The sequence below is a fragment of the Gaetbulibacter aquiaggeris genome (assembly GCF_044003965.1).
Taxonomy (GTDB): domain Bacteria; phylum Bacteroidota; class Bacteroidia; order Flavobacteriales; family Flavobacteriaceae; genus Yeosuana; species Yeosuana aquiaggeris.
In genome coordinates this window covers 1,053,461-1,069,197 of sequence record NZ_JBAWKC010000001.1, presented here as the reverse complement: position 1 = coordinate 1,069,197, position 15,737 = coordinate 1,053,461, and the positions used below count along the sequence as shown (strand labels likewise).

Below are 15,737 nucleotides of genomic sequence, written 5' to 3'. Positions count from 1 at the left end.
CAACTTACAAAAAATATTCAAATTTAACTTGCATTTAATAATCCCTCATTTAAAGAATCCTTAAAAAATTCGTAAATTTGCAGCATATTTTCGAATTTTATTTAAATAAAACAATAAATTAAACAAAACTTATGGGAAACGGATTTTTCAATGTACCTGTTGCTATTAATGAACCTGTTAAAGGTTATGCACCAGGATCACCAGAACGTGAAGCTGTATTAACTACTTATAAAAAAATGTACAAGGAGCAAGTTGACATCCCTTTTTATATTGGTGGTAAAGAATATAGAACAGGTAATACAGTTGATATTCATCCACCACATGACAACAAACATTGTGTTGGTAAATACCATATAGCAGAGAAAGAACATATTGAATTAGCTATAGAAAAAGCAGCAGAAGCAAGAATAAAATGGGCTTCAACAAGCTGGGAACATCGTGCCGCTATTTTCTTAAAAGCAGCCGATTTATTAGCTGGACCTTTCAGATATAGAATGAATGCAGCTACCATGATGGCGCAATCAAAAAATGTATTTCAGGCAGAAATTGATTCTGCTTGTGAATTGATTGATTTTTTACGATTTAATGTTCAGTTTATGACTGAAATTTATAGCAATCAACCAATTTCGTCTCCTGGCTTTTGGAACCGTATGGAATACAGACCATTAGAAGGATTTGTATATGCTATTACACCTTTTAATTTTACAGCAATTGCTGGAAACCTCCCTGCAGCTCCAGCTATGATGGGCAATGTAGTAGTATGGAAACCAGCGGCTACACAGGTATATTCGGCCTATGTTATTATGGAATTATTTAAAGCTGCCGGATTACCAGATGGCGTTATTAATTTAGTAACTGGTAATTCTGGAATGATCACAGATACCATATTAGCAAATAAAGATTTTGCTGGTGTACATTTTACAGGATCGACTGCTGTATTTAATAGTTTCTGGGAAACTATTGGTAAAAATATTAATCATTATAAGTCTTATCCAAGAATTGTAGGTGAAACGGGTGGAAAAGATTTTATCTGGGCGCATCCAAGTTCAAATGCACAAGAAGTTGCAACTGCTATTTCAAGAGGCGCTTTTGAATACCAAGGTCAAAAGTGTTCAGCAGCCTCACGTGCTTATATACCAAAAAGTTTATGGGGTGATATTAAAAAAGCCATTTTAAATGACATCAACTCATTTAAAATGGGAAGTCCAGAAGACCCTTCTAACTTTATTAATGCGGTTATTGATAAAAAAGCCTTCACCAAATTATCAGGTTATTTAGACCAGGCAAAAAAAGATGCTGACGCAGATATTATTATTGGTGGCGGCTATGATGATTCAAAAGGATACTTTATTGAACCGACAGTTATTGTTACCACAAACCCAAAATACACTACGATGTGTACGGAGTTATTTGGCCCTATTATTACACTTTACATTTATGAAGATAAAGATTGGGAAGCTGTTTTAGAGTTAGTTGACAGTACTAGTGAATACGCTTTAACCGGCGCCATTTTTAGTGGCGACCGTTACGTTATTGAATTAGCTACTAAAAAATTAGAAAATGCTGCTGGTAATTTTTATATAAATGATAAACCAACAGGAGCCGTTGTGGGACAACAACCTTTTGGAGGTGCCAGAGCATCAGGCACTAACGACAAAGCTGGTTCTGTATGGAATTTATTGCGTTGGGTTAATAACAGAACTATAAAAGAAACCTTTGTACCACCAACAGATTACAGATATCCGTTTTTAGGATAACAAATATGTTTATTTTTTATAAGACCTGCCTTTTAGGCGGGTCTTTTATTTTTAAAAATAAAAGTAGATATGTAGAATATGAAGGCGTATTATAAAATCTTTTTAAAATGTTCTTATATTTATCTCATAAATGTGACTCCAATGAAAAAATATATATTCCTCATCTGCTTTATTTTTCCGTTAATTACCATTGGGCAAGCCAATAAATTGATTAGAAAAGCGCTTAAATCAGAGGATCCAAATGAGCAAATTCAACTGTATACTGAAGCACTATCTTTAGAACCTAAAAATCTGGACGCCTTATTTTACAGAGGCCTAACCAAACATAGTATAGGAGATTTTAATGGGGCTATTTTAGATTACACAAAAGTTATTTTTTATGAACCCAGTGCCGATGCTTATTTTAACAGAGGAAATTCAAAATACAGTTTAATGGATTTTAATGGTGCAAAAGAAGATTATGCAAACGCCTTGAAATTAAATCCCGAATTTATTGAAGCCAGATATAGCCTTGCTGTCACCAAAAATGATTTGAAAGATTACAAAGGCGCCATTTCGGATTTAGAGAAACCAACCGTTATTAAATCTTATCCCATTTTTTTACAATTGGCACGAGCTTATGCGGGTCTCGAAGACCATGTAAAAGCATTGCAAAATTATAATTCAGCCGTTTTACTTAACCCAGACAGCAACACGTTTTTTGCTCGTGGTGTTTTTTTTATGGATGTTAATTATTTTAAAAAGGCAAATAATGATTTTATTGCTGCTATTTATTTTGATAAAAACAATGCGCCTGCTTATTTTTTCAGAGGTATCTCCTCCTTTTTTCTAGGTGAATATCAAAAAGCATTATCTGATTTTTCAGCCGCTGTACAGTTTGATGCAACCGATTTTGATGCAGTCATTGGAGTAGCTTTAGCAAATTTAAAATTGAATGACATAGCTAATGCAAGGCTTAATTTCGATAAAGCCAAAAGCATTCTTAAAGGGACAGACTTGTCACTAGAAGATAATCTGGAATTATTTAAAAACACCTATTGGTTTCAAAAACAATATTACGCTTTCAACGAACTTTATAATGAAATTAATAAACTGTAAAACATGTTAACCTCTAAATTTCAAAGGCAAATACACCACTTTTTTTGTTTCAAAAAAGTCTTCTTCAAAAAACTCGTTTAAATCATAAATAACAGCAGTTTTATAATCTTGAAGCTCTTCGGTTAAATCACCGCCCTTTAAATAAATAATACCATTTTTTAATTGATGGACCTGCTTTTTATCTATTTTTCCTTTGGTCCAATGCACAAAAGTTGGCATGGCAGCTACCGCTCTGCTAACAATAAAATCATAAGTATCCTTAATTTCTTCAACTCTACTATGAGTTGTTTTTACATTTGTTAAACCCAAACCTTCAACAACCTCATCAACTACCTTTAGCTTTTTAGCTATACTATCAACTAAATGAAATGAACAGTTAGGAAACATAATAGCCAAAGGAATTCCTGGAAAACCACCACCTGTTCCTACATCTAATATTTTGGAACCATCCTTAAAAGTTATCACTTTTGCAATTCCCAAAGAGTGCAGTACATGACGCAAATACAATTCATCAATATCCTTGCGTGACACTACATTGATTTTTAAATTCCAATCTTGATAAAGTGATTCCAACTTTTTAAATTTAGAAATCTGGTCTTCAGTAAGATTTGGGAAATATTTTAAAATAAGTTCCATAACTCATAATTTTCTGCAAAAATATACTTTTTAGATACATATTTTTGCGAAAAAACGTTATAAGTTGGAATGGTTTATGCCTATCTTTGCCAAGTGTGTGATAAATCTAAAATATTTAACAACACCTTTTAAACCAATAGTATGACAAAACAAGCACTTTCATTCTCAAGAACAGACTCTGCAAAGTTTTTTAAAACATTAAATAAGCGTGTGAACGATTATTTTAAAGAAAATAAAATCAAACGTACGGGAAACTGGAAACTTTGGCTTAAAACCATTGTAATGTTTTCCATTTTTTTAATGCCCTATTTTTTAATACTAACCTTAGACTTTCCAGGCTGGGCACAATTACTTCTTACTGTAGTTATGGGCATTGGAATGGCTGGTGTTGGAATGAATGTTATGCATGATGGCAATCATGGCTCTTTTTCAAACAAAGAATGGGTTAACAGAATTATGGGTAGTAGTATTTATATTCTTGCTGGTAACGTTTATAACTGGCAGGTACAACATAATGTATTACATCATACTTATACTAATATTCACGGTCATGATGAAGATCTAGATGCCGGTCGAATTATGCGTTTTACTGAACATTCCGAATGGAAATGGTATCACAAATTTCAACATTATTACTCTGTCTTACTTTATGGCTTGTTGACAATAAACTGGGCTATTACTACAGATTTCCTTCAGATGAAACGCTATATGAAACGTAAACTGTCTTATGGCAAATTACCTAACCCAGTATGGAACTGGAGCAAACTAGTCATTTCCAAAATTATTTACATAGCCATATGGATTATCATTCCAATGTTATTTCTGGAAATAGCGTGGTGGAAAATACTTATTGGATTTTTTATTATGCACTATACAGCCGGACTAATTTTAAGTGTTGTTTTTCAATTAGCACATGTTATGGAAGAAGCGGAAATGCCTCAACCTTCAAAAGATGGCGAGATGAAAAATACCTGGGCTATCCATCAACTAAATACGACCATCAACTTTAGTACAAAAAACAAAATAGTTAATTGGTTTACTGGTGGTTTAAATCATCAGGTTGAACATCATATTTTTCCAAATATTAGCCATATTCATTACACTAAAATATCTAAAATAGTTAAAGAAACGGCTAAAGAATTCAATTTACCTTACCACGAATATAAAACAACGCGCAAAGCTATTATTGCGCATTTTAAGTACTTACGTGATATGGGAATGAATCCTGCGTTACAAGTCTAACCTTATTTATTCATTATTTTTAGATGCAATTATTATCTGATAGAATTTTAAACATGGCTACGTCTGCTACGTTGGCTATGGCTGCAAAAGCAAGAGAATTACGAACTGAAGGAAAAGATATTATTGGTTTAAGCTTAGGCGAGCCAGATTTTAATACTCCGGATTTTATAAAGGATGCAGCAATACAAGCAATTAATGACAACTATAATTCTTATTCACCCGTTGACGGTTATGTAGACTTAAAACAGGCTATCATCACCAAATTTAAACGTGATAATGGTTTGAACTACACTCCAAACCAAATTGTGGTTTCTACCGGTGCTAAACAATCATTAGCCAATATTGCGGCCGTTTTGACTAACAAAGGCGATGAGGTTATTTTACCTTGTCCATATTGGGTAAGTTATGCCGATCTTATAAAACTAAACGATGGGGTTCCTGTAGAGGTAAAAACGACTATTGCTACAGATTTTAAAATGACACCCGGGCAATTAAGAACTGCGATTACTCCAAAAACTAAAATGATTTGGTTTAGCTCACCGTGCAACCCAAGTGGATCTATTTATAGCAAAGAAGAGTTAAGAGCCTTAGCGGATGTTTTAGTTGATTTTCCAGATATATATGTGGTTTCTGATGAGATTTATGAGCACATCAACTATGTGGGTGGTCATGCAAGTATGGCTCAATTTGATGATATGTATGACAGAACCATTACAGTAAATGGCGTTTCAAAAGCTTTTGCTATGACCGGATGGCGTATAGGATATATTGGTGCTCCTGAAAAAATTGCCAGAGCTTGTAATAAAATGCAAGGGCAAATAACAAGTGGTGCCAACTGTATTGCACAGCGTGCAACTATTACAGCACTTATGGAATCACCTAGTCGTGTTCAATACATGATTGATGAATTTAAAATACGCCGTGATTTAATATTAGGATTACTAAATGAGATTGAAGGGTTTAAAACTAATGTCCCTGAAGGTGCTTTTTATGTATTTCCAAATATCTCCTACTTTTTTGGTAAAACCTTACATGGAAAAACCATAAATAATGCCTCTGATTTCTCAATGTATTTACTAGAAAAGGCTTTGGTAGCAACCGTTGACGGAGAATCGTTTGGAAATCCTGATTGTATTAGAATTTCCTACGCCGCTTCACAAGAGCAGATTGTAGAAGCCATCAAACGAATTAAAGAAGCTGTAAGCTAAGCTACTAATATTTATAAAATAAAGAAGGCCACTAAAATTAGTGGCCTTCTTTATTTAAGCATCTCCTTACCTCAAGGAAGACTAAAGATTATTCTATAAAAAGATTAATAAATAGAGAATCATAAAAACCGAAACTTTTAAAAAGCCCTCTATATTTGAAGTATTGCTATAATGATAACTTTTAATTCGTTGCTTAATTCCAAATATTGAATCAGCTTCTATATCTTCTAAATTTTCCTTTGCAATTTGTTGATAATTTGAATTTAATAATCCTTCAGGTTTAATAAATTCTTCAACTTTATTAGGTTTAATTTCTCTTTTTAAATCTTGTCTTGTTACTACTAATTCCATGACAACTTATTTAATTGGTTACATCATAATGACGCCTGAACAAATAAATTGTTACATCCATTTTATTCATAACTCCCTAAAAACCAATCGAAAATTTAAAAAACCCCAGTAAATAGAATGGTTTTAAGAATTTACAATTCCTTTTAAAAAAACCATACTATTTATCTGTTTCTCCAGAAAAAAGGAGTGAATAATATGAGAACAGTAAAAAGTTCCAGTCTACCAATGAGCATCAAAAAAGATGACCACCATTTGGCCAAAGGTGGTAAAAAAGCGTAATTATTTACGGGTCCAAAATGTCCAAGTGCAGGACCAATATTCCCTAAACTTGAAGCTGATAGACCAATAGAAGATTGAAAGTCTATTTGAAACATTGAAAATACCAAGGCTCCAACAATAAAGGATAACATATAGAGAATAAAAAAGGCTAAAATATTAAATACAATGTCTCCAGAGACTGCTTTAGTATTATACCTAACTGGCACAATCGCATTTGGATGTAGTGTGCGTTTAAATTCTAAAAACCCATTTTTAATCATAAGCAAATGGCGTACTACTTTTACGCCTCCAGAGGTACTTCCTGCAGATCCGCCTAAAAACATAAGGCCAAAAAAGAAGACCAACAAAAATGAGGTCCATGTTGTATAATCTGCAGTAATAAATCCTGTGGTAGTAATAACCGTTAATACTTGAAATAACGCGTGTCTTATAGCGCCTTCAGCCTTACCCCAAACCAAAGGATGATTGATGGTAGAAACCGTAATATCAGTTCTAAAATAAATAATAAGTGCCGCAATAATCGTAAATATAATTACAAAACGATAATACAATTTAAACTCCTCATCTTTAATTATTTTTTGTACTCTCCCTTTAAACGCAAAGTAGCTTAACACAAAGTTTGTACCTGCCAAAAACATAAATAAAATAATTATGTACTGAATTATCGGCTCATGATTCCAATAAGCAACACTTGCATTTTTTGTTGAAAATCCTCCAGTTGATAAGGTCGCCATTGAGTGATTAATGGCATCAAAAAATGACATGCCAGCCAGGTTTAAAAATAAGGTTTCAGCGGCTGTATACCCAAAGTAAATGAGCCATAATCTCTTAGCAGTATCTGTAATTCTTGGATGCAATTTATCTGTACTTGGTCCTGGTGCTTCTGCAGCAAAAAGTTGCATCCCTCCAATTCCTAACAGAGGTAAAATGGCAATGGCAAGCACAATAATTCCCATACCACCTATCCAATGGGTTAAGCTTCTCCAAAATAACACCCCTTTAGGCACCGCTTCAATATCATTTAAGATAGTAGCACCCGTAGTTGTATAACCGGACATTGTTTCAAAAAAAGCATTGGTAAAACTTGGTATACTCTCAGTAAAAAGATAAGGCAAAGTGCCGGACAAGGTCATAATTATCCAGCCAAAAGCTACCACTATATAGCCTTCTCTTTTATTCATCACCTTGGTGTGATTCCTTGTAAAAAGCATCACCAAGCCTCCCGAAACAATAGTTACAATACTTGCAAAGGACAATTCTAAAGTAACCCCGTCTTCATAAACCAAGCTCATAAACGCTGATAACAGCATAAAGCCTCCATTGAATAAGATGAGTAAGCCCAGAAAGTGAAAGATTATTTTATAATTTAACTTCATATTATAAAAATAATTTTTCTACCCCTTTAATAGATTTTAGCAAACTACACACTACTACCCGATCTCCCTCCTGGATTTTAAAATCGCCCAAAGCAATTAAACCTACTCCATCTCTAATCACGCCTCCAATAATAGCCGAACGAGGAAAATCAATATACTTAATTATTTTATTACAAATTTGAGACTTTGCTTTTACTTCAAACTCCAAAAGTTCAGCGTTCATATTACTCAATTTGGTCATGGCAACAACCTCTCCTTTGCGGATATATCTAAAAATACTATTAGCAGCTAATAATTTCTTATTTATAAGCGTGTCAATTCCTATTGAATGCGATAACTCAAAATAATCCATGTTTTCAACAAGTGCAATCGATTTTTTAACCCCTTTTGATTTAGCAACTAAACAAGACATGATATTAGTTTCAGAATTGGCAGCAACTGCTATCACCGCATCCATTTCGCTAATATTTTCTTCATCAAGTAAGTCAACATTTCTTCCGTCACTTTTAATTACCAACACATTTGGTAGTGCATCCGCAATTTCAAAAGCACGCTCTTTATTTTCTTCTAAAAGCTTAACATTAAAACCTTTATCACTTAAATCTCTTGCTGCCTTATAACCTATTTGACTACCGCCAAGAATCATCACGTTCTTAATTTCAGCATTCACTTTACCGGTAAGTTTACATAACTCTTCACCTCCACCCTCGGAGGTAATAAAAACCACATTATCTCCTTTTTTAAACACAGTATCACCACGAGGAATGATTGTATATTGCGTTCCTTGACGTTGAATGGCGATGGGGACAAAATGAATTTCCGGAAAAATATGAGCCGCCTCCTTAACGGATTTGCCAACAAATAATGCCGTTTTTGACAAGGTTAATCCTGCCATGTTTAAAGCGCCATTTTCAAATTCATAGGTATCACTAAATGAGGACTGCTTTAAAGCTAATTCAATCTCTGCCGCAGCTAACGCTTCTGGAGAAATGAGCTCATCAATACCAAATTTAGTGAAGCCTACTTCATCTTTATGCTGAATAAATTCAGTATTTGAAATTCTTGCTATTGTTTTTTTGGAACCCAATTGTTTTCCTAAAACACAAACCGTAATGTTTATGGTCTCAGAGGAGGTAACGCCAATTAATAAATCACTTGTTTCAATACGGGCCTCCTTTAATATAGCAATAGAGGTCGCATCACCCCTAATTACTTTTATATCTAGATGCGTATCAGCATAAGATAAACTTTCCTTATTGGTATCAATTAAGGTTATTTCCTGAGATTCATAAGAGAGTAATTTAGCTAAATGAAACCCTACTTCACCAGCTCCAGCGATAATTATTTTCATTTTTTACAATCATAAAAAGTAGGCAAATATAACATAAAATATATTTTAGGCTTATAAAATTGCATGCATTCAATTATTTGTCGTTAAGTTATTTAATGTTTATATCAAGTCTATTTTCTTTAAAGGATCCCTATTTAGATATTAACTGATATATCAAATTCAAAATAAATATGTAGGTTTGCCAAAAAAATAATTGTGTCTAAAGTAAAGCCTTATAAAAATAGTGATTTAGGAAAAAAGGAACAAGTCATCCAGATGTTTGATAACATTTCAGGTGATTACGACGGTTTAAATAGAGTCATTTCTTTTGGAATTGATATACAATGGCGAAAAAAAGTTGTAAAACTTGTTGAAAAAACCAATCCTAAATCCATTCTTGATATTGCAACTGGAACCGGTGATTTAGCTATTGCACTTGCAAAAACTAATGCCAATAAAATAATTGGCTTAGATATAAGCAGTGGCATGCTTGATATTGGAAAACAAAAAATCATAAAAAAAGAATTACAAGAAACTATTGAAATGGTATTAGGTGATTCTGAAAATATGCCTTTTGAAGATAATACGTTTGACGCTATTACAGTTGCTTTTGGTATTCGCAATTTTGAAACATTAGAAAAAGGACTTTCTGAAATATTAAGGGTTTTAAAACCAAATGGAATATTTGTCATTTTAGAAACCTCCGTGCCAACAAAAAGGCCTTATAAGCAAGGCTATAAGGCTTACACAAAATACATACTACCTGTTATTGGAAAACTTTTTTCAAAAGACCGAAGCGCCTATGCTTATTTGAGTGAATCTGCTTCAGTTTTCCCTTATGGTGATGCTTTAAACAATATTTTAACAGAAATTGGGTTTATTAATGTTAAAGATTTTCCGCAGACCTTAGGAGTTGCCACAATCTATACATCAACAAAGAAGTAACATGAAACACACCTTTTTTCTAATATTTTTTTTATTTCTATTGCACAACAGTCATGCCCAACTTTTCACTAAAGAAAAAGTAGCTTATGATGCTAATTCAGGTAGAGGGTCAACAGATAATAATTTGTTGCGTTGGGGTTATTTTTTAGGTTTTAATAATTATGACTTTAATTTTGATTACAATAAGGACTTAAGAGATATTTTTGTAAAAAGAAGTGTTGGTTTTAGTGTTGGTCTTATTGGAAATCTTCGTATTAACGACTATATTGATCTGCGTTTAGAACCTGGTTTGCTCATATCGACTAGAGAATTGTATTATAGCACCCAATATTTTGAAGGCTCTGCCTATGACAGTAATGATTTAGAGAGACAGGTTAAATCAACTTATATTCATGTTCCTTTATTAGTTAAATTCTCTACTAAAAGAATAAATAATTTTAAACCCTTTATTGTGGGTGGAGTTTCTACGGCATTAAACCTTTCAAGTAACGAGGATAATCCCGATGATAATAAGAACGGACAATTCAGAACCACAAAAAATTCTCTTTTTTATGAACTAGGATTTGGTATTGATTTTTATTTATACAACTTTAAATTCACACCTTCTATTCGTGGATTATTTGGCGTTAAGGATGAACTTGTTAGAGATAACGACCCCGATAGTCCTTGGACTAGCAACATTAACAGTATGAAAACACGAGGTGTTTTTATAAACTTTACTTTTCAATAATTCTACCTTCTTTTAAATTCACTTAAAAAGATAGCCGCTGCCGTTGCAACATTTAAGCTCTCTGTTGTCTGCAAATCACCAAATCTAGGAATGCTTATTTTTTCTGTAACAAAAGATTCAATTTCGCTTGAAATACCGTTGGCTTCATTTCCTAATATCAGAATTCCCTTTTTTGGCAAATCAGCTGTGTAGACAGAGGTTCCCGACATAAACGTACCGTAACTTGGCAATTTAGTGTCTTTCAAAAAAACAGATAAATCTAAATAGGTTACGTTCACTCTGGTTACTGAACCCATCGTTGCCTGGATCACTTTTGGATTAAAACAATCAACAGTCTCTTGGCTACAAACCAGGTCTTTAACACCAAACCAGTCACATAACCTAATAATAGTGCCTAAATTCCCCGGATCACGCACATCATCTAAGGCAACAATCAATTCATTAAAACCAATTTGTTTTGGCTTTGGTATCTTAAATAATGCCAAAGCTTTATTAGGAGACTTTAAAAAACTAATGCGTTTTAACTCACTTTCGGAAATAATTTCTGCCTGTTTGGCATTAATATTGAGTGGATCTGTTGTATATAATGATTCAAGTTCTAATTCAGATTGCAGAAGTTCCTTTATTGTTTTAACCCCTTCAACTACAAAAAGACCATATTGCAATCTGTATTTTTTCTGCTTTAAACTCGTTATTAATTTTATTTGGTTTTTTGACAGCATTCTTAAAAAGTTGCTTTTTAATTTTATGATATAAAGAAAATGAAAAAATATCGTTTTAGTGAACTCTTACTTATTTATTTAAATAATTTTTCTGCAGAAATAATGTATTTTTGAATAAACTATAAAAGCCCATAAGATTTTTTAAAAATTAAAATTTTTACAAAACCCATTACATACAACATTAATATCATTACTTGAAACTCTCAGTTTATAACATACTAATTTTATTAATAATTACTAGCTTAATTATTTCCTGTGATGCTGTAAAAAGAGTTCCGGAAGAAAGTTACCTACTGTCAAAAAACACTATTTATGTTAATGATAAAAAAGAAAATTCAGAAAACATAAACAACCTGTTATACCAAAAACCAAATAGCAAAATATTGAATGTACCGTTGCGCTTGCATACCTACAATTTAGCGCGTCCAAACATCGATTCAATTGTAAATGCAAAAATAGATAGGCGACCTAAAAAAAGACAGCACCTTGAATCATTCCTGTCTAAAAAGCAATTAAATAAATTTATTGATTCAAAAATCAGTTTCAATAGCTGGTTAAAAAAATCTGGAGAAGCGCCTGTTATTATTAATAGTGACAGAACTGAAAAATCTATTAAGCGTCTTAATGACTATTATATTAATAACGGTTGGTTTAATTCAGAAACCAGCTATATCATTAGTAAAAAAGAAAATAAACGTGCCGAAATAGATTATTTTGTTAAAACAGGAGATCCTTATATTATTGATTCTATCTCAAAAAAACGGGAGCCATCAATGGTGGATTCATTATACAGAATAATAAAAGACAATTCATTTATTAAGCCGAACGAACAATATAAAACCAGCACTTTTCAACAAGAACGTGAACGAATTTCTACTGAATTACGAAATCATGGTGTGTATCATTTTAATCAGGATTATGTGGCTTTTGAAATTGATACAGTAAATACCAACAAAAAAGTAAATGTTGAAGTTCAAATTCAACAAAGAGCCATAAGGATTCAAGATTCTATTGCTCGAGAACCTTTTAAAATTTATTACGTAAAGGATGTCAATATTTTTACAGATGGCACCTACGAAAACAGGAACGAAAAGAGAACAGATTCTACCATTTTTAATAATTTCAAATTATATAGTATAGGTAAAATGCGCTTTAGGCCTAAAGCTTTAACCGATGCTATTTTTATTGCACCAAACACGCTTTTTAAAGACATTGACAGAACGCGAACCTATCGGTATTTAAGCGAGCTAAGAACCTTTAAATATCCCGACATAAAATACACAGAAAATGACGACTCCACGCTTTCTACAGACATTTTCCTAACGCCTCTTAAAAAATTTAGTTTAGGTTTTAGTACGGAAGTAACCCAAAGCAATATTCAAACACTTGGACTGGCTATTAATCCAAGCTTAATGATTAGAAATATTTTTAGAGGGGCAGAAACATTACAGATATCTGCAATAGGTTCGATTGGCTCTTCCAAAGATGCTGCCAACAATAATTCCAAACAATTTTTTGACATAAATGAAATTGGGGCCGATTTAAAATTAACCATTCCTAGGTTTTTTTCACCCTTTAATACTGAAAGAATTGTTCCTAAATACATGTCTCCTAGTACTAGAATCAGCCTTTCAACAACCAGCCAGACTAATATTGGTTTAGATAAACAAACTTTTAATGGAATTTTAAGTTATAATTGGCATCCATCTCCTAAAGTAACAGATAGGCTAGATGTATTTAATGTTCAATACGTAAGAAACCTAAATGTTGACAGATATTTTGATGTTTACAGTGCATCCTATAATTCTTTAAACCAAATAGCTAAAGATGTAAATTATGAGGTGTTAGATAATATTGATGCTGATGGTAATTTAATAATCCCAGAGGGTACAGATGCCTTTTTAGAATATACATTAAACCCTTCTACTCCTAATGAAATTTCAGAAGACCAGCTAAAAGAGGTCAATAGTATAGATGAACGTAAAACCAGATTAACAGAAAACAACTTGATTATTGCATCAAGTTTTAGCCTAGTAGAAGATACCCGTCAGAATTTGTTTGATGAAGATTTTTCAATTTTTAGGGTAAAATTAGAATTAGCTGGAAATTTGCTTTCAAGTGCCGCCAAACTTATAGGTCTTCAAAAAAATGGAGCCAATCAGTACGAAATATTTAATGTGGCCTACTCACAATATGTTAAAACAGAATTTGATTTTATAAAACACTGGGATTTAGGCAAAAAAAATGTGCTGGCAGTGCGCAGCTATGCTGGTATTGCCATTCCATATGGCAACTCCAACAGCATTCCATTTTCTAAAAGTTTTTTTGCTGGTGGACCAAATGACAACAGAGCATGGACCGCCTATAATTTGGGTCCAGGAAGTACTAAAAGTTATAACGAATTTAATGAAGCAAATTTTAAATTAGCTTTTAGTGTTGAACAAAGGTTTAACCTTTTTGGAAATTTAAACGGAGCCGTATTTGTTGATACCGGAAATATCTGGAATGTTTTAGATTCAGTAGATGATCCTGATGCGGTGTTCTCCGGATTTAGTTCATTAAAAGATATTGCTATTGGCTCTGGTTTTGGTTTAAGGTATGACTTTAGCTTTTTCGTGTTTCGTTTTGACCTAGGTTTTAAAACCTATGACCCTTCCTATCCTAATAATGACCGATGGTTTAAAGATTATAATTTCGGAAATGCGGTTTATAACATTGGTATTAACTATCCATTCTAAAATTTAAATTTCAAAATAAACTATAACGTTTTAGTGCTATTTTGAACGTTACATACCTTAAAACACCATATACATAAACAAAAATTCACTACTTTTGATATATTAAAAACTTTATAAACTAATTCAATTAAAATGGGACACAATATAAAACCTGGGGTTGCAACAGGCAGAGAAGTTCAAGCTATTTTTAAACTAGCAAAAGAAAAAGGTTTTGCTTTACCAGCAGTAAACGTCATTGGTTCAGACACTATTAATGGTGTTTTAGAAACAGCCGCGGCATTAAATGCTCCGGTAATTATTCAATTCTCCAATGGTGGTGCTCACTTTAACGCAGGAAAAGGCTTAAATAATGACAACCAAAAAGCAGCGGTTGCAGGAGCCATTGCAGGAGCAAAACATGTTCATACCTTATCAGAAGCTTACGGTGTTCCTGTTATTTTACATACAGATCATTGCGCTAAAAAACTGTTGCCTTGGATTGATGGATTGCTTGATGCTAGTGAAAAACATTTTGCTGAAACTGGCAAACCTCTTTACAGCTCTCATATGATTGACCTTTCAGAAGAACCAATTAAAGAAAATATTGAGTTATGTAAGAAGTACCTTGAGCGTATGAGCAAAATGGGGATGACTTTGGAAATTGAATTAGGAATCACTGGTGGAGAAGAAGATGGCGTTGATAATAGTGATGTTGATGATTCTAAACTTTATACACAACCAGAAGAAGTTGCTTATGCTTATGAAGAATTAAGTAAAGTAAGTGACCAATTCACCATTGCTGCTGCTTTTGGTAACGTACACGGTGTTTACAAGCCAGGGAATGTTAAATTAACACCAAAAATCTTAAAAAATTCTCAAGATTATATTTCAAAAAAATACAATCTAGGTCATAATCATATTGATTTTGTTTTTCATGGTGGTTCAGGTTCTACAGTTGAAGAAATTCGCGAAGGTATTAGCTACGGGGTTGTAAAAATGAATATTGATACAGACATGCAATACGCCTTTATGAGTGGTATTAGAGACTATATGAAGAAAAATGAAGCTTACTTACAATCTCAAATAGGAAATCCAGATGGTGAAGATTCTCCAAACAAAAAGTATTATGATCCACGTGTTTGGTTACGAGCAGGTGAAGTAACTTTTGTTGAGCGTTTAAAAAAGGCGTTTGAAGATTTAAATAACGTCAATACTTTATAATATTTTTCTTTAGCCTAACTACAAAATTAAAAAAAGGATTAATTTTGTAGTTAGGCTTTATATTTTATCTTTATAAATGTTATTATTAAAAACAGCATTTATAGAGCATAATTTTGCAGGCCTTA

The 15,737-nt window shown here is 32.8% G+C and carries 13 protein-coding genes; 8 read left to right on the top strand and 5 right to left on the bottom strand.

Annotated features, from left to right (window positions below; genetic code table 11):
* Positions 1-131 precede the first annotated feature (131 nt).
* Both pruA and V8G56_RS04435 read left to right on the top strand, forming a co-directional pair.
* On the top strand, positions 132-1,757 hold the full coding sequence (pruA, locus tag V8G56_RS04440; RefSeq protein WP_395437248.1) for an L-glutamate gamma-semialdehyde dehydrogenase: 1,626 nt from the start codon (positions 132-134) through the stop codon (positions 1,755-1,757).
* A gap of 141 nt (positions 1,758-1,898) precedes the next feature.
* Entirely contained in the window at positions 1,899-2,855 is a 957-nt protein-coding gene (locus V8G56_RS04435; protein ID WP_395437247.1) for a tetratricopeptide repeat protein, read from the top strand.
* A 6-nt stretch (positions 2,856-2,861) separates the two neighbouring features.
* Here the strand turns inward: V8G56_RS04435 and rsmG are convergent, their stop codons facing one another.
* Positions 2,862-3,491, bottom strand: coding sequence for a 16S rRNA (guanine(527)-N(7))-methyltransferase RsmG (gene rsmG / locus V8G56_RS04430; RefSeq protein ID WP_395437246.1), 630 nt, complete (start codon positions 3,489-3,491; stop codon positions 2,862-2,864).
* 141 nt (positions 3,492-3,632) lie between these two features.
* On the opposite strand from rsmG, the gene V8G56_RS04425 reads away from it, so the two are divergent.
* Together V8G56_RS04425 and V8G56_RS04420 are read left to right on the top strand one after the other, a co-directional pair.
* Positions 3,633-4,733, top strand: coding sequence for a fatty acid desaturase family protein (locus V8G56_RS04425; RefSeq protein ID WP_395437245.1), 1,101 nt, complete (start codon positions 3,633-3,635; stop codon positions 4,731-4,733).
* A 23-nt stretch (positions 4,734-4,756) separates the two neighbouring features.
* A complete protein-coding gene (locus V8G56_RS04420; protein WP_395437244.1) occupies positions 4,757-5,941 on the top strand; it encodes a pyridoxal phosphate-dependent aminotransferase in 1,185 nt (394 codons plus the stop codon).
* Positions 5,942-6,034: 93 nt separating this feature from the next.
* Here V8G56_RS04420 and V8G56_RS04415 read toward each other — a convergent pair whose 3' ends face one another.
* The 3 genes from V8G56_RS04415 to trkA form a co-directional block, all read right to left on the bottom strand.
* Entirely contained in the window at positions 6,035-6,292 is a 258-nt protein-coding gene (locus V8G56_RS04415; protein ID WP_395437243.1) for a hypothetical protein, read from the bottom strand.
* Positions 6,293-6,453: 161 nt separating this feature from the next.
* Positions 6,454-7,947, bottom strand: coding sequence for a TrkH family potassium uptake protein (locus tag V8G56_RS04410; RefSeq protein ID WP_395437242.1), 1,494 nt, complete (start codon positions 7,945-7,947; stop codon positions 6,454-6,456).
* Between the two features lies 1 nt (position 7,948).
* Positions 7,949-9,298: a Trk system potassium transporter TrkA gene (trkA, locus tag V8G56_RS04405; RefSeq protein ID WP_395437241.1), complete on the bottom strand. Its 1,350-nt coding sequence runs from the start codon at positions 9,296-9,298 to the stop codon at positions 7,949-7,951.
* A 195-nt stretch (positions 9,299-9,493) separates the two neighbouring features.
* Between trkA and ubiE the strand changes: the two genes are divergently transcribed.
* Together ubiE and porT are read left to right on the top strand one after the other, a co-directional pair.
* On the top strand, positions 9,494-10,222 hold the full coding sequence (gene ubiE / locus V8G56_RS04400; RefSeq protein ID WP_395437240.1) for a bifunctional demethylmenaquinone methyltransferase/2-methoxy-6-polyprenyl-1,4-benzoquinol methylase UbiE: 729 nt from the start codon (positions 9,494-9,496) through the stop codon (positions 10,220-10,222).
* A gap of 1 nt (position 10,223) precedes the next feature.
* On the top strand, positions 10,224-10,952 hold the full coding sequence (gene porT / locus V8G56_RS04395; protein WP_395437239.1) for a type IX secretion/gliding motility protein PorT/SprT: 729 nt from the start codon (positions 10,224-10,226) through the stop codon (positions 10,950-10,952).
* Between the two features lie 2 nt (positions 10,953-10,954).
* Here the strand turns inward: porT and V8G56_RS04390 are convergent, their stop codons facing one another.
* Positions 10,955-11,674 (bottom strand): RNA methyltransferase, encoded by a 720-nt coding sequence (locus V8G56_RS04390; RefSeq protein WP_395437238.1) that lies wholly within the window; start codon positions 11,672-11,674, stop codon positions 10,955-10,957.
* A gap of 194 nt (positions 11,675-11,868) precedes the next feature.
* Here V8G56_RS04390 and tamL point away from each other — a divergent pair, with 194 nt between their 5' ends.
* Both tamL and fbaA read left to right on the top strand, forming a co-directional pair.
* Positions 11,869-14,412: a translocation and assembly module lipoprotein TamL gene (gene tamL / locus V8G56_RS04385; protein ID WP_395437237.1), complete on the top strand. Its 2,544-nt coding sequence runs from the start codon at positions 11,869-11,871 to the stop codon at positions 14,410-14,412.
* A 132-nt stretch (positions 14,413-14,544) separates the two neighbouring features.
* A complete protein-coding gene (fbaA, locus tag V8G56_RS04380) occupies positions 14,545-15,612 on the top strand; it encodes a class II fructose-bisphosphate aldolase (protein ID WP_395437236.1) in 1,068 nt (355 codons plus the stop codon).
* Positions 15,613-15,737: the final 125 nt, after the last annotated feature.